20 protein-coding genes are annotated in these 23,255 nt (G+C 27.8%); 14 read left to right on the forward strand and 6 right to left on the reverse strand.

From position 1 onward, the window contains the following. The first annotated feature begins 6 nt into the window (after window positions 1-6). Together mnmG and KJR01_RS02535 are read left to right on the forward strand one after the other, a co-directional pair. Window positions 7-1,863, forward strand: coding sequence for a tRNA uridine-5-carboxymethylaminomethyl(34) synthesis enzyme MnmG (mnmG, locus tag KJR01_RS02530; protein WP_214116728.1), 1,857 nt, complete (start codon window positions 7-9; stop codon window positions 1,861-1,863). Then, window positions 1,860-3,890 carry a CHASE2 domain-containing protein gene (locus KJR01_RS02535; RefSeq protein ID WP_214116730.1) on the forward strand — a complete coding sequence of 677 codons (2,031 nt, stop codon included), beginning with the start codon at window positions 1,860-1,862 and terminating at the stop codon, window positions 3,888-3,890. Before mnmG ends, KJR01_RS02535 begins: the two co-directional genes overlap by 4 nt. A gap of 19 nt (window positions 3,891-3,909) precedes the next feature. Here the strand turns inward: KJR01_RS02535 and KJR01_RS02540 are convergent, their stop codons facing one another. The 5 genes from KJR01_RS02540 to fliL are packed head-to-tail and all read right to left on the reverse strand — an operon-like array spanning window position 3,910 to window position 7,432. Next, a complete protein-coding gene (locus tag KJR01_RS02540; protein ID WP_214116732.1) occupies window positions 3,910-4,743 on the reverse strand; it encodes a CheR family methyltransferase in 834 nt (277 codons plus the stop codon). Between the two features lie 5 nt (window positions 4,744-4,748). Beyond that, a complete protein-coding gene (locus KJR01_RS02545) occupies window positions 4,749-5,300 on the reverse strand; it encodes a CheB methylesterase domain-containing protein (protein WP_214116734.1) in 552 nt (183 codons plus the stop codon). Continuing rightward, entirely contained in the window at window positions 5,288-6,562 is a 1,275-nt protein-coding gene (locus tag KJR01_RS02550; RefSeq protein WP_239802719.1) for an MFS transporter, read from the reverse strand. Before KJR01_RS02550 ends, KJR01_RS02545 begins: the two co-directional genes overlap by 13 nt. Before the next feature lies 1 nt (window position 6,563). Continuing rightward, on the reverse strand, window positions 6,564-6,914 hold the full coding sequence (acpS, locus tag KJR01_RS02555; protein WP_214116738.1) for a holo-ACP synthase: 351 nt from the start codon (window positions 6,912-6,914) through the stop codon (window positions 6,564-6,566). Continuing rightward, window positions 6,914-7,432: a flagellar basal body-associated protein FliL gene (gene fliL / locus KJR01_RS02560; protein ID WP_214116740.1), complete on the reverse strand. Its 519-nt coding sequence runs from the start codon at window positions 7,430-7,432 to the stop codon at window positions 6,914-6,916. Before fliL ends, acpS begins: the two co-directional genes overlap by 1 nt. A 70-nt stretch (window positions 7,433-7,502) precedes the next feature. Here fliL and KJR01_RS02565 point away from each other — a divergent pair, with 70 nt between their 5' ends. From KJR01_RS02565 to KJR01_RS02580, 4 genes are all read left to right on the forward strand, one after another. Next, the gene (locus tag KJR01_RS02565; RefSeq protein ID WP_214116742.1) at window positions 7,503-8,615 is read left to right on the forward strand and encodes an efflux RND transporter periplasmic adaptor subunit; all 1,113 of its coding nucleotides are present in this window, start codon (window positions 7,503-7,505) and stop codon (window positions 8,613-8,615) included. Continuing rightward, entirely contained in the window at window positions 8,590-10,518 is a 1,929-nt protein-coding gene (locus tag KJR01_RS02570) for an ABC transporter permease (protein ID WP_214116744.1), read from the forward strand. The genes KJR01_RS02565 and KJR01_RS02570 overlap by 26 nt, the downstream gene beginning before the upstream one ends. Before the next feature lie 350 nt (window positions 10,519-10,868). Next, entirely contained in the window at window positions 10,869-11,723 is an 855-nt protein-coding gene (locus tag KJR01_RS02575; protein ID WP_214116746.1) for a hypothetical protein, read from the forward strand. A gap of 161 nt (window positions 11,724-11,884) precedes the next feature. After that, complete coding sequence (locus KJR01_RS02580; RefSeq protein ID WP_214116748.1) at window positions 11,885-12,745, forward strand: hypothetical protein; 861 nt, start codon at window positions 11,885-11,887, stop codon at window positions 12,743-12,745. A 153-nt stretch (window positions 12,746-12,898) separates the two neighbouring features. On the opposite strand, the gene gpmI is transcribed toward KJR01_RS02580, so the two are convergent. Then, a complete protein-coding gene (gene gpmI, locus KJR01_RS02585; protein WP_214116750.1) occupies window positions 12,899-14,326 on the reverse strand; it encodes a 2,3-bisphosphoglycerate-independent phosphoglycerate mutase in 1,428 nt (475 codons plus the stop codon). 107 nt (window positions 14,327-14,433) lie between these two features. Between gpmI and KJR01_RS02590 the strand changes: the two genes are divergently transcribed. Genes KJR01_RS02590 through fliS form a run of 8 tightly spaced genes read left to right on the forward strand, consistent with a single transcriptional unit; the run spans window position 14,434 to window position 23,090 of the window. Beyond that, window positions 14,434-15,213 (forward strand): DnaJ domain-containing protein, encoded by a 780-nt coding sequence (locus tag KJR01_RS02590; RefSeq protein WP_214116752.1) that lies wholly within the window; start codon window positions 14,434-14,436, stop codon window positions 15,211-15,213. Window positions 15,214-15,225: 12 nt separating this feature from the next. Next, window positions 15,226-15,579, forward strand: a complete 354-nt coding sequence (locus tag KJR01_RS02595) for a heat shock protein transcriptional repressor HspR (RefSeq protein ID WP_214116754.1) — start codon at window positions 15,226-15,228, stop codon at window positions 15,577-15,579. Then, window positions 15,579-17,186 (forward strand): cation:proton antiporter domain-containing protein, encoded by a 1,608-nt coding sequence (locus KJR01_RS02600; RefSeq protein ID WP_214116756.1) that lies wholly within the window; start codon window positions 15,579-15,581, stop codon window positions 17,184-17,186. Before KJR01_RS02595 ends, KJR01_RS02600 begins: the two co-directional genes overlap by 1 nt. 9 nt (window positions 17,187-17,195) lie before the next feature. After that, a complete protein-coding gene (gene hemC / locus KJR01_RS02605) occupies window positions 17,196-18,131 on the forward strand; it encodes a hydroxymethylbilane synthase (protein WP_214116758.1) in 936 nt (311 codons plus the stop codon). Continuing rightward, the gene (locus tag KJR01_RS02610) at window positions 18,128-19,948 is read left to right on the forward strand and encodes a menaquinone biosynthesis decarboxylase (protein ID WP_214116761.1); all 1,821 of its coding nucleotides are present in this window, start codon (window positions 18,128-18,130) and stop codon (window positions 19,946-19,948) included. Before hemC ends, KJR01_RS02610 begins: the two co-directional genes overlap by 4 nt. 43 nt (window positions 19,949-19,991) lie before the next feature. Continuing rightward, entirely contained in the window at window positions 19,992-20,360 is a 369-nt protein-coding gene (locus KJR01_RS02615; protein ID WP_214116763.1) for a flagellar protein FlaG, read from the forward strand. 30 nt (window positions 20,361-20,390) lie between these two features. Beyond that, window positions 20,391-22,709, forward strand: a complete 2,319-nt coding sequence (gene fliD, locus KJR01_RS02620; protein ID WP_214116765.1) for a flagellar filament capping protein FliD — start codon at window positions 20,391-20,393, stop codon at window positions 22,707-22,709. 9 nt (window positions 22,710-22,718) lie between these two features. After that, window positions 22,719-23,090, forward strand: coding sequence for a flagellar export chaperone FliS (gene fliS / locus KJR01_RS02625; RefSeq protein WP_214116767.1), 372 nt, complete (start codon window positions 22,719-22,721; stop codon window positions 23,088-23,090). The last annotated feature ends 165 nt before the right edge of the window (window positions 23,091-23,255 follow it).

The raw sequence follows: 23,255 nt of genomic DNA on the forward strand, positions 1-23,255 counted from the left end.
TTAATGATGTATGATATTATAGTAATTGGTGCTGGTCATGCTGGTGTTGAAGCAGCACACGCAAGTGCTAAAATGGGTAAAAAAACACTACTTCTTACGATTTTAAACGATAGAATTGGAGCAACTTCTTGCAATCCTGCAATAGGCGGACTTGCAAAAGGGCATTTAGTAAAAGAAATAGCCGCACTTGGCGGAATTATGCCAAAGATTACTGATTTAAGTGCGATTAATTACAAGACTTTAAATGAGAGCAAAGGTGCAGCTGTTCGTGGAACTAGAGCTCAAATAGATATGGATGAATACAATAAAAATGCTAAAAATATATTATTAAATATGCCTAATTTAGACATTTCTCAAGAAATGGTTACAGAGCTTTTAGTAAAAGATAATGAAGCTTATGGAGTAAAAACCGAGCTTAATAAAACTTATGAAGCTAAGAAAATAATTTTATGCAGTGGGACATTTTTAAATGGTTTAATTCATGTAGGTTTAAGCAAGATAAAAAGTGGTCGTGTAGGAGAGCTTAGTGCTAGTGAGTTAGGCGATAATTTAGCTGCTTTAGGGCTTAATCGTGGAAGACTTAAAACTGGAACTTGTCCTAGAATTGCAGCAAGTAGTATTGATTTTAGCGTATTAGAAACTCAAGAAAGCGATTTAAATACTAAAGGATTTAGCTTAGAATTTACTTCTCATACATTGCCGCAACTTCCTTGCTATATAGCGCATACAAATACAACAACTCATGATATTATCCGTTCAAATTTTGATAAAGCTCCTATGTTTACAGGACAAATTAAAGGAGTTGGCCCTAGATATTGTCCTAGTATAGAAGATAAAATCAATCGTTTTGCGGATAAAGAAAGTCATCATTTATTTATTGAGCCACAGACAAAAGAAGCTACAGAATATTATATAAATGGTTTTTCAACTTCTTTACCATTTGAAGTTCAACATTCAATGATACGCTCGGTTAAAGGCTTTGAAAATGCTAAAATCACAAGACACGGCTATGCAATAGAATATGATTATTTTGACCCACTTGATTTGTTTCATACTTTAGAAAGTAAAATTATTAAAAACTTCTATCTAGCAGGTCAAGTAAATGGGACAACTGGTTATGAAGAAGCAGCAGCTCAAGGGCTTATGGCAGCAATAAATGCAAGTTTGGCAATTGATAATAAAGATGGACTTGTGTTACGCCGTGATGAAGGATATATTGGTGTTTTAATTGATGATTTAGTTACAAAAGGCACAAAAGAGCCTTATAGAATGTTTACAAGTAGGGCTGAGTTTAGATTATTACTTCGTGAAAGCAATGCAATCACAAGGCTTAATAAATACGCTTATGAGTGTGGTTTAAGAGATGAAAATAGCTTTAAATACTATGAAAATCAAATAAATGATATTAAAAAAGGTTTAGAGTTTTTATGTGAAAGCAGGGTTGTTCCTTCAAATTCTTTTAATGAATTATTAGCAAGTATTAATGAAGAGCCGATTTCTCAACCAACAACTCTTCAAAAAATCATAGCTCGTAGCACGATAACAAAGGAAAAAATGCTTTCTTTAGCACCAAGTTTGGCTAATTTAAATGATTTTGTTTTAGATGAAATTTTACTTGATGCAAAATATTATCATTATGTAAAATTGCAAGATGAAAGTATTCAAAATCAAGCGAATTTGATTAAGATTAAAATTCCAAATGATTTTACTTATCGTGGAATTAGTGGGCTTAGCAATGAAGTTGTAGAAAAACTTGAAAAAAATAAGCCTGATAATTTGTTTGATGCAAGTAGAATTAGTGGAATTACCCCAGCTGCAATTGATATTCTTCAAATTTATATTAAATTAAAGGCTAAGAATTGATTAGACATTTAAGTAAGTTTAAGAAATTTTATTCTTTTATAGTTTTATCAATTTTAATGATTGTTTTTTCATTTTTTATAACTATAAAAGAAGTAGGTATCATCACAAGGCTAGATAATTTAACTCACGATATGTTTTTTAGAATTAATGCTTATTTTAATCATAATATTAAAGGTGATAGTAGAATTGCTATAGTTGATATTGATGAAAAAAGCTTAGCTAGTCTTGGGCAATGGCCTTGGGATAGAGATATTCTTGCTTGTTTGGTGTATAAATTAAATTCTGCTAGTGTGGTAGGATTTGATATTTATTTTGCAGAAAGTGATAAGCGTGGAGAAATTACTAAAAAGATGAATGATACGGAGTTTAATTCTTTAAACATTCCAAAATATCATTTTTGCCAACGCACTCAAGACACTGATAAAGCTTTTGCAATGGCACTTTCAAAGACAAATAGTATTTTAGCCTATGCTATAAACTTAGGCTCTTATATAAACGATACGGAAAAAAAATTAGCCCCATTAAGTAATCAAAGTATAGCTGAAGATAATATTGATTATTCATTGCTTGAACATGGTAAAAATATTACAGCAAGTATAGAAGAATTAAGTGATAATGCTTATGCAAATGGATTTGTTAATTCATATTCACATTTAGATAATGTAATCAGAAATGCCTTTATGATGATTTATTATGATGATGGTGAGTTTAAACAACTCTTACCAAGTCTTAGTCTTGCAATGTATGCAAAATATCTAGGAATTGATGATATTAAAGCAATTGGGGATAATTTTAAAGATATACATTTAGTATTAGGAGATAAGGATAGCTTTGTAGTGAATGCTCACGCATTGCTTGGTTTATATTTTAAAGGAAAATCTCCGCATTATGATTATATTAGCGCTATTGATGTTTTAGATGGGACTATTAGTAAAGAGTTCTTTAAAGATAAAATAGTTTTAATTGGAACTAGCGTTGTAGGGCTTAATGATATTAGAAGCAATCCATTAGATGAAAACCTACCAGGTGTTGAAATCCACGCAAATGCTATAGATAATTTATTAAATGATGAATACCTAACAACCCCAAAATATTCATCTGAAATACTTTTAATTTCTTTACTAATAATAATTGCTCTTAGTGTTTCTTTTATGTATTTTAAAAGCATAATTTTACAAGTTTTATGGCATTTAATACTTTTAGCAACTATTATTTTAGGGCATTATTATTTTATAATTAGCAAGAAGTATTTACTTCATACATTTGAACTTATTTTGGTTTTAGCTATTATGGGAGTAATTGGGATATTAATTAACTTCTTTTTAGAAAGCAGACAAAAAGAATTTATAAAAGCTAAGCTAGAAAAAAAGGTTTCAAAAAGAGTAGCAGAGCAATTGATTAATACAGATAGCAATGTATTTAGCACAAGCAAAAGAGAAATATCAGTATTTTTTAGTGATATTAGAGATTTTACTACGATTAGTGAGAATATGGATGCTTCTGATTTGGTTAATTTCTTAAATAAATATATGACCCCTATGAGTGATATTATTTTTAAATACAATGGAACGGTTGATAAATATATAGGTGATGCTGTTATGGCGTATTTTAATGCTCCAAATGATTTAGAAAATCACGCTGATTGTGCTTTACAAGCTGCAATTGAGCAAATAAAAGCCTTAAATCTTTTAAACGAAGATTGGGGCAAAAAAGGACTTCCTTATATAAATATAGGCATAGGAATTAACACAGGTGAATGTATTGTAGGGGAGATGGGAAGCCTTTCAAGAAGTGATTATACTTGCATAGGAGATGGAGTAAATACCGCAAGTAGGGTAGAAAGCTCTTGTAAAAACTATAAGGCAAATATCTTAATCTCTCATAACACTTTAGCAGCCTTAAAAGACGCTAGTATATATGAATTAGAATTAGTTGATGAATTAAAGCTAAAAGGTAAAGATGAAGCTACTAAATTATATAAATGCAGTGGCTTTAAAGGAGAGAAATTAACTTTATGGCGTGAATAATTAGGAATTTAATTTCTAATTATTCTTTTACATAGTAAGTGCAAGTATTTGCATATACTTTTTTTAATTCATTATGACTTGGAACTAAATCAGCATGTCCAGCGAAAAACATTCCGCCATCATTGAGATTTTTGACAAAATTATCAACCAAGCGGTATTTGTATTCTTCATTAAAATAAATCATCATATTTCTTGAAAGTATCACATCAAATTTACCTAATTCTAAAAATTTCTTATCAAATACATTCACAACTTCAAACTTAGCATTAGAAAAATATTGGCTTTTTATCACATATTCATCATTGTCTTGGTCAAAGTATTTTTTGATTAGATTATCATTTAGATTATATAATGAGCGTTTTGAATATCTTCTAGCTCTTGCTTTTTGAATAATTTCAGCATTTATATCTATTCCTAAGATTGAAAGATTAGTAATCCCTGCTTCATTTGCTAGCATTAGTATTGAATATACTTCTTCTCCACTTGAACTTGGAGCGCATAAAATTCTTCTTTTGCTAGGTTCTGCTCTTAGGATATAAATTAATTCATTAAGTTGTTTTAGTTCTCTATAAAAATAAGTTTCACAAACCGTTATTAAGTCAAATAATTCTTGTCTAATAGGAAGGTTTAAATCCATTTTATTAGTTAATTGAGAAAAAGAACTTAAATTATTATTAGTGCAAAATTTGATTAATTTTGGTCTTATCGTTGTTTTTTTAACTTCTAAATCAATTCCACAAACTTGCCTAATTTTCAATAAAAGCATATCAAACTCATAATTATCATCGTGGAATTTAAACTCTTCTTTTTGTTGATTTTCTATATCTTTTTTATTTGATAAAAAACTAAACATAAAACCTACCTTTGAATGAAATTTACAATTTCTTTTTTTATATCTTCAATGTCAAGTTGTAAAAGATTATTGTTTAATTCATAAGCTCTTTTTGGCATTCCATAAACTATGCAAGATTTTTCACTCTCGCCTATACACTTAGCACCTTTTTTGTATAGTTCAAATAAGCCTTTAGCACCATCATCTCCAATTCCTGTTAATAATATTGCTAGTATTTCATAGTCTTTTGTAAGTTTTGAAGCACTATTAAACAATAAATCTACATTAGGACAAAATGGAAAAACTCCATTATTAAAATTAGCCCTTAGATTTGAAAATAACTCCGTATTGTATTGACAAATATATATTTTTTTATCATCTAAAAAACAAGTATTTTCTAATAACGCAACATCGCTTAAACATTCTTTATCAAGTTGATGTGCGTAACTTGGTAAAAAATTTGCTTGCATATGTTGAGCAATAACTATTGTTGTATTTACAAGTTTTAAATCTTGAATTAAATACTTAATCTGACTAGGACCACCTGTGCTAGCACCTATTAAAATTACTTTTCGCATCCATAATTCCTTATATAAAATAACCAATAAAAAGCACCTATTATAAAGCAACTTCCAATTAATATTGTAATATAAAAAGTGCCAACTTTATTATCAAATAACCAACCAGTTAGTAAAGTAATTGCTAATGAAAAGCTCATATAAATCATATCAACATAAGCAATCACTCTGCCATAATATTCTTTATCGCAATTGTTTTGAATTGCTGTATAAGTATAAGACCATATCGTGCTAGTAAAAAATCCAGCAAATATTAAACCTATAAAAGATACCCAGAAATTAAATTGAAGTAAAGCCCAAGTAATAATCCCTAAGCCTTGTAAAATAAAAAAATAGAATAATCTTTTGTGATTTACGACTTTACTTAAAATTAAAGGTCCAACCACTAAAGATAAAGCTCTAATTGCATTACTAAGTCCAATTATTAAACCTGTGCTTAGAATTTCTTTTAGAAAATATACTTTATTTAAATAATCATATCCAGCTAAAAAATTAATCAAAGCATCATAAGCTGTAAATCCTATAAAGGCGTGTAATAATATTAAATGTAATATTTTTTTATTTCCTAGTAAATAAAACAAACCTTCTTTAGCCATTTTTGTGATATTTTTGAAATAAAATTTTTCATTTTTTACTTCTATTTTTATAAAAAATAATAATGTAATTCCAATTAAAAATAAAAAGCAATCAAGCAAAAAGGCATTATAAACCCCAAAATAATGTATAAACATACCAGCAACTGCCATTCCTGTAGTGTATGAAATAGCCCAAACTACTGAAAATAACTCATTTGCTAGCTTTAATCTGTCTTTATCAAAAATATGTGGCAATAAACTCATTTCAGTTTGAAAATATAAACTTGCAACCGCAAGTCTTATAAAAATTAGTAAAAATAGTATAAAAATATAACTAGCGTCTTTTATAAAAATTAGTAAAAATACTGAAAATAATTCAATGATAATTGATAATAATAAAAGTTTTTTAGACTTAAAACTATCAATTATAATTCCACTAATTGGTGCCATTAAAATAGTAGGCAAAAATGCAAATACAGCAGAAAAAGATATAGCCCATTTTTTCATACTTTCGTGATTTATTTCAGAGCCTAAAATATTCCAACTAAACTCGCTAAAATCAAACTCAATTAGCATAGTATAAACACCAATTTGTGAAAACCAAGCCCCAAAATAAGTTATGAATTGAACTAGGATAAGAATTTTAAAAGTCTTACTATATTTTAATAATTCAAGATAATTTTTCAATTTATTTCTCCAGCATAACAACAGCCATTGCAATCCCTGCATCGTGGCTAATACTAAGATGAGCTGATTTTACTCCAAATTTATTAAAAATTTTTTCACTAAATAAAATACTAGGTCTATTTTGATTATTTTTTATAATTTCTATATCCATAAAAGAGCAATCTTTACTAATTCCACAGCCTAAAGCTTTACTAGCTGCTTCTTTTGCTGCGTAATAACCTGCAATAGAATTTGAATTAGAACTTAGAGTTTTTAATTCGTTTTCGGTAAGGATTTTTTTTAAGAATTTAATTTGAGATTTAGCTAGAATTTTCTCAACTCTAGCAATCTCAACAATATCACAACCAATCATCAAGTAATCACAAAATCAGTAAAATAAATATTTTTGATAAAGCCATCATTTAATACTTCATTAATTTTATTGATAATTTCTTCTTTTAATCTTTCTTTGCCTTTTCCTGTGCTTATTTCTTCTACACTTTTTGAACTTAGAGTTTCTATTATTTTATCTTTAATAATAGGTATTTTTTTATCAAGTTCTGGTGTTAGTGTTTCTATATTTTGCTCTAATTCAATTTTGCATTTTAAATATTTAGTCCCACTATCGCTTACTAAATTCACGGTAAAGCCATCTAATGGATAAATAACACCAACATCAGCTGACATTTCGTTCTTTTTCTTAGCAGGTTTTTTTTCAACTTGCTCGGTTTTTACACTTTCATCAGCCTTTTCTTCATCGCCACTTCCCATTAATAAAAATATAACTAAACCGCCTATGATTAATACAACAAGTAATAAAACGGTTACTAAAATTAAAACCAAACTAGAACCTTTTGATTTTGGTGCTACAACTTCTTCGTTTTCTGCCATTTATTAACCTTTTTTGATAAATATTTTAAAAATTGAGATTTTAGCAAAAATAAATTAAAGAAGGGATAAAATGAAAAAAATACTAGCTATTTTGATAGTAATAATTATAGGCATATTTAGTTTTGCATATTTTAGTAATGATGAAACTAATAATAATTTTAGAATTATTAAACCAAAAAGAATGGATTTATCAATTAATGTTGAAGCAGTAGGCAAGGCTTATTCTCCTTCTTTGGTAAATGTTGCAACTTTAGCAAATGGAGAAATTAAAGAATTTCGTGTAAAGCTAGGAGATAAGCTTAAAAAAGGCGATATTATTGCTATTTTAGATGATGAAAAAGCTAAGAATGATTTGGCTATAGAAAAAAGTAAATTAATTAGTTTAAATGATGAAGAAGAAGCAGCTAGAGTATATTTAAACGAATTATATGTAAAACTTCAAACTCAAGAAAAGTTATTAAGTAAGGGTGCTAGCTCTAAAGAAAATTATTTAAACGCAAAAACTAATTATTACAACGCAAAAGCAAAACTTAGCTCAATAAAAGCTCAAATAATTCAAACAAATGCAAATATTTCTACTATGCAAGAAAGCTTAGATGAAACAATAGTAAAAGCCCCTATTGATGGTAGTGTAATAGGTGTTTATGCTAGTTTAGGTCAGACAATTAACTCAAAGCAAAGCTCACCAACACTAATTAAATTAGCTAATTTAGATGAGATGGAAGTAAGAATGCAAATAGCACAAAATGATGTTAGCTTATTAAAAGTAGGGCAAAAAATCACATATACTCCATTAAGTGATGGATCTAGCACTAAAGAAGCTAGTATAAATAGTATTGATAGTGCTGATGTTAGTGTTATTGATAATGCTACTTCAAGTGGGGCTGTTTATTATTATGCTAGATATTTTGTAAATAATAACCCTGAATTAAAAATAGGAATAGATGTTCAAAATACCATAGAAATTGATAAGGTAGTAAATGCTTTAACTTTACCTATTAATTATATTAATAAAGACAATCAAGGTTATTTTGTAAATATTAAAGATAATAGCGAGATAGGCTATAAAAAAGCATATATAACCTTAGGTAAGAGCGATAATTTTAATATAGAAATTACAAGTGGCTTAAATGATGATGATGAAGTGGTAATAACTAATGATAAAGATAAGCAATCTAAATAAATTTTATGGCTCAACTCAAGTATTAAAAGATATAAATATTGAGATAAAAAAAGGCGAGTTTGTAATATTATTAGGCAAAAGTGGTTCAGGAAAAAGCACATTGCTTAATATGATAGGCTTAATTGATGAGCCAAGTAGTGGAGAATATATATTTTATGATAAGAATTTGTATTCTTTAAATAGTGAAGAAAAATCAGCCTTTAGAAGAGATAATTTAGGTTTTATATTTCAAAGATACAATTTAATGCCCTTACAAAGTGTATTAGAAAATGTAATAATGGGAGCTTTATATGCTAAGAAAAACAAACAAACTAGTATTCAAAAAGCTAAAAAATTATTAGAAAAATTAGAACTTAGCGAACATACTCATAAAAAAGCAGCGCATTTAAGTGGTGGTCAGCAACAGCGTGTAAGTGTGGCAAGAGCACTTATAAATGATGCAAATTTTATATTAGCAGATGAGCCAACAGGAGCGCTTGATAGTGCAAATGGAATAAAGCTTATGCAAATTCTAAAGGAGCTAAATGAAAACGGAGTTGGGGTTATTTTAGTAACTCACGATGAGAGTTTATGTAAATACGCAACTAGAATTATTAAAATGAAAGATGGAGTTATCATTAGCGATGAAAATGTCAAAGAATTTAAAACAAGCAATTTAAATGAAGATAATTTAAATAAAGCTAAATTTAAAGATAGATTTATAGCTAGTTTTAGCTTTTTTTCTCAAAATGTAAAACTTGCATTAAATAATCTAATCACAAATAAATTAAGGTCATTTCTTACTATGCTAGGGCTTATAATTGCTACTGCTTCAGTAATTTCAACGATAGCTTTAGGAAATGGTGGGAAAGCTGATATTTTAGAAGAGATAAAATCACTTGGGACAAATACAATTATAGTTCATAAAGGCTCAAGATTTGGAGATAGAAATGCAGGTAGGATTAAGGATTTAACATACCAAGATTTAGAGCTTATTAAAAGGCTTGATTTTGTAAAAGAAGTTGGGGTTGAGAGTGGTTTAAGTGGTGCTTATATTACTTATTTAAAAAACGAAGTAGATACTGATGCTACAGGAGTTTTTGCGAATTTTTTACAAATTAGTGCTAAGGAGATGAAAGAAGGTAGATTTTTTACCGAGCAAGAAGAACAAGACGCTAAGAATGTATGTGTAATTAGTGAGAATTTAGCTAAAACTTTATTTAAAATAGAAAGTCCATTAAATAAAATAATATATCTAAAAGGTCAGCCATTAAGAGTAATTGGAGTTCTTAAAAAAGATAAAAATGAGCGAGATGGTTTTGATATTAGAGTTTATGTTCCAAATAGCACAATTAGCAATAAATTTGATGGTAATAAACATATTAGGCATATTGTTGTATTGCTTAAAGATGATGTAAATAGTGAATTAGCTGATAATAGCATTAAGCAGATTTTAGAGATTAAAAAGGGTGCTAATTCAATTTTGACCTTTAATCAAGACGCTATTAAAAAAAGTATAGAAAGCACTACAAATACACTTAGTTTAATGATTTTTGGCATTGCATTTATTGCTATGATTGTTGGTGGAATTGGCGTTATGAATATTATGCTTGTCGTTGTAAAAGAGCGAACGAAAGAAATAGGGGTAAAACTTGCAATCGGAGCAAGTCCATCTTATATTAGCACGGGGTTTTTGATTGAATCGGTTGTGCTTTGTAGCGTAGCTGCTAGTATTGGTGTAATGATTGCTTTAATGCTTGTTTATGGCATTAATTTACTTGACGCCCCTATTAAAATGATAGTTGATTTTGATGCTATTATGTTAGGGTTTTTAAGTAGCACTTTAGTTGGTTTATTTTTTGGATATTTTCCTGCTAAACAAGCTAGTAAACTAATCCCTGCAGTTGCTTTAACTGATGATTGATTAATTTGGAAAAACTTAAATTAATAAAGTTTTTCCTTTTTATTTTATATAAAATCATAAGCAACTAATGAATGTGTAGTTTTATTCATAATTTTAGGAATTTACAAAATTTAAGGACTAAATTAATATATTAAAATCCTAATTTAAATTCTAAAATATTTCACACCACTAATTAACCTTATTATAAATTTTTATTTTTTATCTTTTACAAGAATTTAAATTAGGAATTTGAAATTAAATAAAAAATATTTTTTAATATTATTTATTATAAAAAGTAACATATATTAATAATTTTATGGATTTTTATTTTTATTTCATATAATTAATCTTATTAAAAATAAAGGATAAATTTGAATATAGACAATTTAAAAGATTATAAAATAAAAAACGATTATTTATATAGCTTAGAGCTTATTAGGTTATTTAATGACATTGTTACTTTTTTATTATTAATTTGCACAATTTGTTTTATAGCTTACAAGTTAGATAAACTACCAGAAGCTTCTCACACAGAAATGACTGAGATTAGATTAAGAGGAAGAGGCGAAGCTACAATAATTGTCGGTATATTTTTTATTTTTTTATTCATAAAGACAAATCATATTAAAAGGCTTAGATTTGTTAAAAATAATGATTTTTATATTAGCGTAGATAATGAAAAGATATATTTTGAAACATATACAGTAGATAAAGAAGGTCTTTTTGATATTGCTAAAAGTTATAAAAAAGTAAGCGAAACGATAAATAAAAGCGATATAGTTTTTAGATTGCAATCTAAACGACCAGCTTTAGCGTATTCTCATATATTTGATAAAGATACTTACAATACTAAAGAAATAGAAAATAAAAGCTTAAATTATAGATTAGACTATAGGGTAGCTAGAATAATTTTCTTTCCTATAGTTATGTTTTTTGCAATATTAAATATTTTATCAAGTTATTTAATATTATTTTTCTTAAATGGTAAAAACTTAAAAACTTACACAATATATCAAACTAAAACCAAGCTAGTTTCATTGCCTTTTGTTGATGATTTATCGGTTTATTTTTTATACACTGAATATAGATTAAAACATTCTGCAATAAGCAAAGGAGCTTACGAAATAGAGCATAGAGAAGAAGCGCAACCATTAGGCGAAAAATATATAGCAAAACAACAAAAGAAAATTGAAAAGATTTTAAGTGAAAAGATAATAAATGTTTGATTTTAACAAAAGAGATTTTGATGATTATATTAATTAAACTTTTGCTATCTATATTTTAAAAGAATTTGAATTAGGGATTTGAAATTAAATTAAAAAATATTTTTTAATATTATTTATTACGAAAAGCAACATATATTAATAATTATTTTTAAAGGTAAGATATGAATGAGTTTTTAATATATCTAGCGTATTTTTTAGATAATTTACACGATTTAGCTGGTGGGATTATTAGTATTTTAATTCCTATAATTTATGTGCCATTGTTTATTACCTATCCTATGCTTTTTGCCCTTACATTTTTTATAGGATTAAAGCTCTATACTAGATTTATAAAAGTTTTATATGTTGTATTTTTTTATTTAGATTTTAGTGTTGAAATTAGCAACCATGATTCTGTTGCAGCAATATTGTTTTTTCAAATAATTTTCCCTTTTATATTGTATTATCCTATTAAATCAATTTATGAATTTATAATGAGACAAAATCAAAAATTTATTAAAGGTATATTCTATTTTTTCTCATTTTTAATGATTAGTTTTTATAGTGTATTTTTGGTAAATTATTTTAATTTACAACAAAGCCCAAGACACGAAGTAACAGAACTTAAAAAACCAAATACCTTATTATTAAGCACAATTAAAAAAGAAAACTATACGATAGATGGAAAGTTTTTTAAAAGTGTAAATTTAATAGTTGATAAAGAAGTGCAATTATATGAAGATTATCATGAAAAAAGTTTTGAAGAAGAAGCTTCAGAATTACCAACTAGACTTAGCAAAGATAAATTAATAAATTATGATATTTATGGTTATTTTGTGGATTGTAGTTACGCAAAATCATATATGTCTTTTAGAGGACTAAAAATCCCAGAACGTCCTGATTTTGATAGAATTTCTAATTCTTTTGCTAGGATGTTTGTTGATAATTATTATCTTAGTTTGGGTAATTATTCTAGCAGTGGTAGTTGTTCTAATGATGTTTATAAAAATTATTTAAATAAATTAAAAGGAGAATTAAAATGAAAACAAGTTATAATGAATTGTTAAAATATGCAGTTTTATCGGATATAGTTTATGATGATTAAAAAATGATAATAATAAAATATATTCAAATTTATTAAAATCCTAATTCAAATTCCATTAATTTTTTAAAGAATTTGAACTAGGAATAAAGATTTAAAATAAAGCTTCTTCCATTTCGCTAGGCTTATTTAAATTTAGTATTTTTAGCACGCTAGCAGCAATATTTGCTAATGAGCCATCTTTTAAATTACTATCTTTATGATAATTATAAAGCCAACAACCAACATCATAAGTTGTATGATTGGTTAAAATATTGCCATTTAAATCTTTCATATCTTCGCAGTTTCCATGATCTGAAGTTAGTAGCATAGCATAATTATTTTCTTTACAAGCTTTAATGATTTTGCCTAAGCATTCATCAACGCACTCAACCGCTTTAATACAAGCTTCATAATTTCCTGTATGACCTACCATATCGCCATTTGCAAAATTAACTACGATAAAATCAAAACCATCATTCATAGCCTTAATTACTTCATCACAAACTAAATAAGCACTCATTTGCGGTAATTCATCATAGCTCTTTACTTTTGGGCTTGGGATTAATACACGCTTTTCATTAAGAAATTCTTTCTCTACCCCGCCATTAAAGAAAAAGCTAACATGGGCATATTTTTCTGTTTCTGCTGTGTGAAATTGCCTTAAATTATTTTTGCTTAAGACTTCAGCTAAGGTATTTTTAATATCAATTTTTGGAAAAATCACGCCTAAGTCAAGTTTTTCATCATATTCACACATACATAAAACTTGATTTTTACTCAAACGATTTTTCAGCTCACTTGCAATTTGCCTTGCTCTATCGCTTCTATAATTAATGATAATAACTCCATCATCTTTACCAATGCCATCAAAACCAAGATTAAGTGGCTTAAAAAACTCATCATAAATTTTATTCTCATAATTATCGTTTATGTATTGTTCTAAATCACTTTTATTTGCTTTGCTAAAAAGCATATTTATATATTCATTTGTTCTATCTAAGTTATTATCCCTATCCATAGCATAAAATCTACCTGAAATACTGCTTGGAGTTATAAAACTTGGATTATTTTTTATAAAATCTTTAAAAGAATTTGGTTTAACATCTCTTCCATCACTTATTAAGTGCATAAAAATATTATTATTAACGCTTGCAATTTTAGCAATTTCGTTAAAGTGAATATAACTTGAATGCACTCCACCATCACTATATAAACCTATTATATGAATATTTTTATATTTTTTCAAAAAGTCTTTTAAAATACTAATATTTTCTAAGCTTTTATCCTTAATAGCGTTATCAATTCTAACTAGGTTTTGATAAATAATTCTACCACTTCCAATACTCATATGTCCTACTTCACTATTTCCCATTTGACCATCTGGAAGACCTACTGCATTGCCACTTGTTTTAAGTCTTGAAAATTTTGCATTTTGGTTTAAAAAATCATAATTTGGTTTTTTTGCATGATAAAAAGAATTGTATTCTAATCTATCGTTTAATCCGATACCATCGGTAATTACTAATATACATTTTTGCATTTTTACTCCTTTAAGTATAATTTAAGAGTTGATAGTAAGTGGTTAAACTCTATTAAGCTTAACTAGCTAATATTACTCAAAAATTTTTATTATTATAGGATTAAAAGATGAAGAATTATTACGACATATTAGGCGTTAAAAAAGACGCAAGTACTGACACAATAAAAAAAGCATATAGAAGTTTAGCTAGAAAATATCATCCTGATGTGAATAAAGATAAGGGTGCTGAAGAAAAATTTAAAGAAATTACCGAAGCTTACGAAGTATTAAGCGATGAAGATAAAAGAAGAGCTTATGATAATCCTTCTTTTGGTGGATTTGATGGCTTTAATTTTAATTCAAGTGGTTTTAGTGGTGGATTTGAGGATATATTTTCTCATTTTGGTTTTGGAGCAGGGCAAAGTAGGTCTTATAATAAACCAGCTCAAGTTGAGTTAAAAATAAGCTTTTTAGAATCTGTTTTAGGAACTACTAGAAGTATTAATGTAAGGGGAGTTAGTTTTGATGTAGAGATTAAATCAGGCGTATTAAACAATCAAGAAATAACTATGCAAAAAGACAATCTAACATTAAAAGCAACTGTTAAAATAGAGCATTCAAAAGAGTATGAGCGTGATGGAGATGACTTGACAAAAGAACTTGAAATTCCTTTAAAAATAGCTTTATTTGGTGGTAAAGTTGAGTTTGATACTCCAAAAGAGCAAGGCTTAAAAGTAACTTTAAAAGAAAATGTAAAAAATGGTGGATTAATCCGTGTTAAAGGTAGGGGAATTTATAATTCATATTCTAAAAATCAAGGGGATTTATTCTTAAGAGCTAAGGTGGTTTTACCTGATATTAATACGCTTGATGATAAGTTGGTTAAAGCTTTAAAAGATTATTTATAAAAAGGAGGAAATATGCACTATGATGAACCGGTATTTTTAATTTCTGTAGTATCAAAGCAATTAAATATTCATCCACAAACTCTAAGACAATATGAAAGAGAAGGCTTGATTGAGCCTAATAGAACCTGTGGAAAGGTTAGAATGTATTCGCAAAGAGATGTAGATAGAATTAAATTAATCTTAAGATTTACAAGGGATTTGGGGGTAAATTTAGCTGGAGTTAGCATTATTTTAGAGCTTAAAAGTCAAATAGCAGATTATGAAGAAATGCTAAGTGGTTTAAAAGAAAAGCCTAAGAAAAACGCCTTAATTAAACAAAATCAAAAATACGATGTGATATTTTATGATGATAAAGGTAGTAGCTAATGCAAGAGTTCTTAGAAATATTTTTAATTACAAGTGCTATTGCGATTATTTTAAATGTAGTGCTTAAAAAATTTAGCATACCAACAATTATTGGTTATATTGCAACTGGCTTTATTATTGAAGAAGTATTTTTTGTAACTACTTCAGAACAATTAAGCCACATTGCAGAATTTGGAATAGTATTTTTAATGTTTACCATAGGACTTGAGTTCTCTATCAAACACCTTTTAACTATGAAAACCGATGTATTTATAAATGGTGCTTTACAGATGGGAATATGTGGAATTGTATTTGCAGTAATTTTGCACCACGCATTTAATATAGCTGATGATATTGCTTTAATTATTGGCTTTACAATTTCACTTTCATCAACTGCAATAGTTCTAAAAATACTAAATGAAAATCAAGACATAAATCAGCGATATGGAAGAAAAGCTTTAGGAATATTATTATTTCAAGATATTGCAGTAATTCCACTATTATTGATGATTGATATTTTCAATCAAGACGGAGTTGCAATTAGCACTTTAGTTGTTAAGACTTTAATATCAGCTTTTATTGTGCTTTTATTATTATTTTTGATTGGAAAATATATTTATAGCAGGGTGCTTTATTTTGTATTAAAGACAAATTCTCAAGAAATATTCATAGCAACGATACTTTTCACTGTCGTTGGTGCTTCGTTTTTAGCTTCATTTTTTGGGTTTTCATATTCACTTGGTGCATTTATTGCAGGAATGATGATAGCAGAAACTGAATTTAAACACCAAATAGAAGCTGACTTAATCCCGTTTAGAGATTTGTTATTAGGATTTTTTTTCATAACCGTTGGGCTTCAAATTAATATAAATATTATCATTCAGTATTGGTATATAATAATTGCACTTACAATTGGTATTATGCTAATTAAGACTTTATGTATATTTTTATTATTAAGTCTTAAAAGCACTAAAAGTGATTCGTTAAAAACTGCATTAAGCGTTAGTCAGATTGGAGAATTTGCTTTAGCGATATTTACTTTATTGGTTGCAAATAAAATGCTAGATACAAATACAGCTCAAATGCTTACTTTATCAGTAATTTTAAGTATGGTTTTATCTCCTTTTATTTTAAAAAATATAAAATCTCTTGCAAGTATTACTAATGATGAGATAATTACCGTAGCTCCTAAGATTGAATCAATGAGCGGACATTTTGTAATATTTGGATATGGCTCACTTGGTCAAGAAGTTGTGCTAAGATTAAAAACTCAAGGCATTCCTTATATCGTGCTAGAAAATGATATGAGTTTAGTTGAGCTTGGACAAAGTAGGGGAGAAAATGTTTTTTATGCTAGTGCAGAGCAAAATACAAGTTTTGATAACGCTAGTATTAAAACAAGTGCAGCAGTAATCGTTACTATTTCAAACGAACAAGTCTTAGAAGTAGTTAGTAAAAAAATACTTGATTATGACCCAAATGCTAATGTAATCATTAGAATAAATAAAGATGAATATAAAATATTTGAAGATTTAGGCGACAATATCAAAATGGTAAAAGAAGAAAAAGTGGTTGCAAGAACACTTTTACAAGAAGCATTAGTTTGCAGAATAAAACAACAATCTTAAAGGAAAAATATGAAAATAGCTACTAGAAAATCATTACTTGCTTTATGGCAAAGCGAATTTGTAAAGGCGAAATTACAAGAAATTGAGCCTAGTTTAAATATAGAATTATTAGAGCTTAGCACTAAAGGAGATGTTATTTTAGATACTCCTTTAGCAAAAATTGGTGGGAAGAATTTATTTATTAAGGAATTAGAAAATGCAATGCACGATGGGCTTGCACAAATTAGTGTTCATTCTTTAAAAGATGTTGGGGCAAGTTTGGCGTATGATTTTAAACTTGCTAGTATTTGCAAAAGAGAAACTCCTAATGATGTTGTGGTTTTTCGTGGAAATGAAAAATCATTAAATGAACTAAAACAAGGTGCAAAAATTGGCACAACAAGTCTTCGCCGTCAAATGCAATTAAGATTAATTAGAGATGATTTTTCCATTCATTCATTAAGGGGAAATCTACAAACTAGACTTAAAAAATTAAAAGATGGCGAATTTGATGCGATAGTTTTAGCTTATGCAGGACTTAAGAGATTAAATCTTTTAGATGAGTTAAATTATGAGATTTTAGATACAAAAATTATGATACCTTCAGCAGGTCAAGGTGCTGTTGCGATTGAGAGTATTAATGATGAAAAGGTGTTAAATCTTGTATCTAAATTAAATTGCCCTAAAACAGCATTATTATGCAAAATTGAGCGTGATTTTACTGCTACTTTAAATGGTGGTTGTGGTGCTCCAATAGGAATTAATGCAGCTTTTATTGATGATGAGATTATTTGCGTAAATGCGATTATTGGCTTAATTGATGCTAGTAAAATTATAAAAATGCAAAGAAAGATTAATCAAGCAAATGCAAGTGATTTTGGGGTAGTTTTAGCGAAAGAATTTATAAAACACGGAGCTTTAGAAATTCTAGCTGAAAATGAAGAATTATTAAAAGAAATGCTATGAAAAATTATATAGAAAAATTAAAAAAAGAAAATCTTTTAAAGATTATAAATACACCTTTAGATGTTGAGTTAGAAATCGCTCATTTAGCTTATTTAGAAGCTAAAAAGAGTGATTCAAAAGTTTTGTTATTTACAAATCCAAAAAAAGGCAATATAAATTATGATATGCCAATTATTATGAATGTTTTTGCAAATAGCAAAGCACTTAATTTGGTTTTAGGTAAAAATCCTGATGAGATTGCAGATGAGATTGAGAGCTTATTAAAGCTACATATTCCACCTACATTTGGTGCTAAATTAAACCTTGCAAATAAATTATTTTCTTTAAAAAATATAGCTCCAAAAAGAGAAATAAACAAAAACGCACCTTGTAAGCAAAAAACATATTCTCTAAATCAAATTCCAATCCTTAAAACTTGGGAAAAAGATGCAGGTGCATTTATTACAATGGGTCAGGTTTATACCAAAAGTCTTGATGGTAAGCAAAATAATTTAGGAATGTATCGTTTGCAAGTATTAGATGAAGGGCATTTGATAATGCACTTTCAACTTCATAAAGATGCTAATAATTTCTTTTACGAATATAAAGCCGCAAATAAAAAAATGCCAATAGCTATTGCAATAGGCGATGACCCACTTCATATATTTTGTGCTCAAGCACCATTGCCTAAAGGTATATTTGAATTAATGCTTTATGGATTTATCAAAAAACAAGGAGCAAAATTAGTTAAATGTGATACTAATGATTTGTATGTTCCAAGTAATAGTGATTTTGTAATAGAAGGTGAAATTGATGTAAATCATTTTGCTATTGAAGGTCCATTTGGCGATCACACGGGATTTTATACTCCGCAAGGTAATTTTCCTGTTATGAAAATTACAAAAATTACAGGCAAAAATGAGCCAATTTATAATGCAACCGTAGTTGGAAAACCTCCACTTGAAGATAAGTGGATGGGGTATGGAACAGAGAGAATATTTTTACCATTACTTAAGACAACTTGCCCTGATTTGATTGATTATTGTATGCCTGAAAATGGTGTTTTTCATAATCTAATCTTAGCTAAAGTAAAAAGCAATTATGATGGCTTAGCATTAGCTAATATGCACGCATTTTGGGGAGTAGGGCAGATGAGTTTTGTAAAAAATGCTATTTTTGTAGATGAGAATGCACCTAGTCTGAATGATTACCCTAAAATTACAGAATATATTTTAAATAATTTCTCTCCTAAAAAATTATTATTAAGCTATGGATTATGCGATGAACTAGATCATTCTAGCACTAAATTAGGTATGGGTGGTAAGTTAGGACTTGACGCTACTTCAAAATCTACTTATAAAGCTCATACTTTTAAAGTAGAAAAACAAGAAATGGATAAAACAAGTTTTAAACCAAATCTTAAAAATTTATTAGATGATTTAAAAGAATTTGGTTTATATGAATACAACATTTTCTATCCTGAAGCAAAAACACAAATTACTTGTATAAGCTTAGATAGAAAGCATAATTTAGACACTATTTATAATGCTTGCAAAAATAACTTAGGTGGGATTGTTGTTTTATTTGATAAAGGAGTTAATTTAAATAATCCTTATATGTTAATTTGGAGAGCGTTTAATAATTACGACCCTAGCACTGATATTAAAATAGATGATAATGGGATTTTGGTTGCAGCGTATTCAAAAGGCGAAATAGATGGCTATTTAAGCGAATGGCCTAGCACAACTGATTGCAATAAAGATGTAATAAATAAATTAATAGATTTAAAATTATTAGAAAATGATGAAAAATTTTTCAAAAGCTATGAAGTTTTTTAAACTTTAGCCGATTTAGAAAAAAGCTTATTAAAAGGAGATAGTAATGGAGATTTTTAAAGCAGCGAGTTCTCAATATGATACTCAACTAAAAGCTAGTGCAGAAACAACTAAAATGCGCCCAGTTGAGCAAACTCATATTGAAACAAATTCGGGTAAGCAAAAAAATGAAGAAATAAACAAGGAAATAACAAAAGAAAAGCTTGATGAATCTATTAAAAAATTAAATGAAAATATGGAAGAGTTACAAACTGATGTAAGATTTGGTTATAACGATAAAATCAATCAAATGTATGTAGATGTAATCGCTACAAAATCAGGTCAAATTATTCGTAAAATTCCAAATGAAGAAGTAATTAAGCTTAGCGAAAGTATGAAAGAAGCAATAGGAATTATTTTTGATAAAAAAAGTTAATTGCTTTAAAGAATTTAAAAGGAGTTAAATATGGGAACAGGTTTAGGATTAATAGCAGGAGCTAATAAATTTCAATTTAAAGAAAAATATGACGCTTTAAAAGCAAACGAGCAAAAATCTTTATTAGCAATACCTAATAAAAAACTATCTGATACACAAGCAAAGCAAAAGGATTTAACAGATTTAACAACACTTTTAGGCAGTTTTAAAGGTGATATATCTTCTTTAGTAGAAGGAGAAGCATTTTCTAAAAGTAAAGTAGATGCTACAGGTGAGAGTGCTAGTATGACTACTACTAAGGGTGTTAAAGTAAGTGATTTTGATATTAATGTTAAACAACTTGCTACAAAAGACGCTTATCAGACTAATTCTTTTTCTAGCGAAACTTATGGCATATTTAACGATGTTGGTATTATTAAAAGCGATGGCTCAAAAGAAATGCTAAAAGAAGCAGAGTTTAAAATCTCTGTAAATAAACAAACATTTACTATTAAGGTAAATTCAGGAGATTCTTTACAAACTTTAAATGATAAAATTCTATCAGCTACAAATGAAAATAATAAAAAATTAAGCGATTTTGTAAGCACTAAGGTTTTAGATACAGGTCATGATAATTATAGGCTTATGATTACAAGTAAAGAAGCAGGAATTGATAATGAAATAGTATTTGGAAGTGCTTTTAAACTTGACGACCCTAATACAGCAGAGTTTTCAAAAGCAGTTCTTAAAAAGCTTGGTTTATTAGACGCTGCAAATGCTAGTGCCGCTAAAACAGAGCTTAAAAAAGCTAACGAGCAATTAGACGCATCTAAAGTTATTTTAGGTGGTAGTGGATACTTAGAAAATATTCAAAAACAAGTTTCTGAATTAACCACAGATAAAGAATTAACCTATAAAGTTTTTGTTGAAGACCCAAGTAATAAGGATAAATTTATAGACAAAGAAATTAAATTTACTATTAATAAAGATACAGATTTATCTAAGTTAAGTGATAGTGAAAGAAAAGCAGTTTTTGCTGAATTTAAAGATAATAAAGAAGTAGAAAAACAAACAAAAAACTGGGTTGAATATATTAAAAATACCGGAGAAGAATTAAATATTTCATACAAAGATAGTTCTAATCAAATGAAAGCAGTTAGTATAAATAAAGCTACTAATTTTGATAATTTAACGGCAGAACAAAAGAAAGGAATTCAAGAATTTTTTGAAACTTCTAGGGAAAATTATTTTATAAATGAATTAGATGTAAAAGCTGCTCAAACTAAATATGATGGAATTGATGCAAAATCAAATCATGTTCAAACAGCGCAAGATGCTAAGTTTATTTATGAAGGTATTGAGATTAGCAGAAGCACAAATACTATTGATGATTTAATAATTGGAGCAAAAATTTCTCTTAAAAAAGAAGGTATTACCAACTTTAAAGTAAGCGATGATTTAGATTCTTTAACAGAGCATTTAACTACTTTTACAACGAATTATAATTCTATAGTTAATTCTCTTGCTACCTCAACAGGTTTTGATAAAGAGAAAAAAACAGCAGGAAGTTTGCAAGGAATTAGCGAAGTAAGTAAGCTAAAAACAATGTTATCATCAATGATTACTAAGACTGATTCAAATGGAATTAGTTTATCTGGTATGGGGTTTGAGCTTAATGAAAAAGGAATTTTAACTTTTAAAAAATCAAAATTTGAAGAAGCTTATAAGAAAAATAGCGAAGGAATTAAAAATTTCTTACAAGGTAGCGTGAAATACCAAGAATTAAGCACTACAAGTAAGACAATTAGTCAAAAAGTAGCTTTAGCTGAAGGGGATTTGAAGATAAATGGTAAGGAAATTACCTTTAAAAAAGAATTCCTAGATAAGTTAAATGAAAAAGATAGCAAAGTAACTCAAGAAGAGTATATAAATAAATTAATTGAAGCTATTAATGATGCGAAAATAGATGGTGTAACAGCTAAATTAGGTAAAGAAAATAATATTATTATTACAAGTGATGGAAAAAATGCACTTGAAATAGGTGGTTCTAGCGAGAAGTTATTACAACTTGGTTTAGAAGAAAAAACAATGAGAACTATTAAAACAGAGCAAACAGGAGTGTTTAGAACATTTAAAGATACTTTAGATAGTATGGTAGGCACTGATGGAACTCTTACTAAATATAATAAAAATTTAGAAGATGATGTTAAAAAGCTAAATGAAGAAATCAAAAAAACCAATGAAGAAATTGAGAAAAGATATGAGATTTTAGCTACTAGACTAAGTATGTATGATGTTATTTTAAATAAGCTTGATAATCAAAGCCAAACGATTACAGCTTTAACAAATGCAGCATTTGCTAATAAATAAGGAATATAAATGGTAAGTAATGCTTATGCGAGTTATTCTCATAACAATATTTCAATTGAGAGTAATGAGAAAATGATTGAGCTTTTATACGAGGGCATACTTAGATTTTGCTCTCGTGCCAAAAAAGCCATAGAAAAAAACGATATAGAAGCCAAATGTAAAAATATTAAAAAAGCCACAGCAATTTTTGTTGAGCTATTAAACTATTTAGACTTTAGTCAAGGCGATGTTAGTTATTATTTACAAGGGCTTTATTCTCATCAAATTAGCACACTTAGTAAGGTAATAATTGATAGTGATACTGCTAAATTAGATGAAGTTATGAAAGTTGCTAATGGTTTGCTTGAAGCTTGGCGTGAAGTAAATCAAATGGAACTTTAAAATCAATAAGTTTTGAAAAGAATTTGAGTTAAGTTTGAAAAAGAATTTGAGTTAAGTTTGAAAAAGAATTTGAGTTAAGTTTGAAAAAGAATTTGAGTTAAGTTTGAAAAAGAATTTGAGTTAAGTTTGAAAAAGAATTTGAGTTAAGTTTGAAAAAGAATTTGA

It is taken from the genome of Campylobacter sp. 2018MI10 (assembly GCF_018501175.1).
Taxonomy (GTDB): Bacteria; Campylobacterota; Campylobacteria; order Campylobacterales; family Campylobacteraceae; genus Campylobacter_E.

What these genes read in the sequence shown, in the direction of transcription:
- hemC (WP_214116758.1), top strand. Translation starts at nt 17,196, where the DNA reads ATGAAAATAGCTACTAGAAAATCATTACTTGCTTTATGGCAAAGCGAA.
- KJR01_RS02610 (WP_214116761.1), top strand. Translation starts at nt 18,128, where the DNA reads ATGAAAAATTATATAGAAAAATTAAAAAAAGAAAATCTTTTAAAGATT.
- KJR01_RS02540 (WP_214116732.1), bottom strand. Translation starts at nt 4,743, where the DNA reads ATGTTTAGTTTTTTATCAAATAAAAAAGATATAGAAAATCAACAAAAA.
- fliL (WP_214116740.1), bottom strand. Translation starts at nt 7,432, where the DNA reads ATGGCAGAAAACGAAGAAGTTGTAGCACCAAAATCAAAAGGTTCTAGT.
- mnmG (WP_214116728.1), top strand. Translation starts at nt 7, where the DNA reads ATGTATGATATTATAGTAATTGGTGCTGGTCATGCTGGTGTTGAAGCA.
- KJR01_RS02580 (WP_214116748.1), top strand. Translation starts at nt 11,885, where the DNA reads ATGAATGAGTTTTTAATATATCTAGCGTATTTTTTAGATAATTTACAC.
- KJR01_RS02590 (WP_214116752.1), top strand. Translation starts at nt 14,434, where the DNA reads ATGAAGAATTATTACGACATATTAGGCGTTAAAAAAGACGCAAGTACT.
- KJR01_RS02565 (WP_214116742.1), top strand. Translation starts at nt 7,503, where the DNA reads ATGAAAAAAATACTAGCTATTTTGATAGTAATAATTATAGGCATATTT.
- fliS (WP_214116767.1), top strand. Translation starts at nt 22,719, where the DNA reads ATGGTAAGTAATGCTTATGCGAGTTATTCTCATAACAATATTTCAATT.
- acpS (WP_214116738.1), bottom strand. Translation starts at nt 6,914, where the DNA reads ATGATTGGTTGTGATATTGTTGAGATTGCTAGAGTTGAGAAAATTCTA.
- KJR01_RS02615 (WP_214116763.1), top strand. Translation starts at nt 19,992, where the DNA reads ATGGAGATTTTTAAAGCAGCGAGTTCTCAATATGATACTCAACTAAAA.
- fliD (WP_214116765.1), top strand. Translation starts at nt 20,391, where the DNA reads ATGGGAACAGGTTTAGGATTAATAGCAGGAGCTAATAAATTTCAATTT.
- gpmI (WP_214116750.1), bottom strand. Translation starts at nt 14,326, where the DNA reads ATGCAAAAATGTATATTAGTAATTACCGATGGTATCGGATTAAACGAT.
- KJR01_RS02545 (WP_214116734.1), bottom strand. Translation starts at nt 5,300, where the DNA reads ATGCGAAAAGTAATTTTAATAGGTGCTAGCACAGGTGGTCCTAGTCAG.
- KJR01_RS02570 (WP_214116744.1), top strand. Translation starts at nt 8,590, where the DNA reads ATGATAAAGATAAGCAATCTAAATAAATTTTATGGCTCAACTCAAGTA.
- KJR01_RS02595 (WP_214116754.1), top strand. Translation starts at nt 15,226, where the DNA reads ATGCACTATGATGAACCGGTATTTTTAATTTCTGTAGTATCAAAGCAA.
- KJR01_RS02600 (WP_214116756.1), top strand. Translation starts at nt 15,579, where the DNA reads ATGCAAGAGTTCTTAGAAATATTTTTAATTACAAGTGCTATTGCGATT.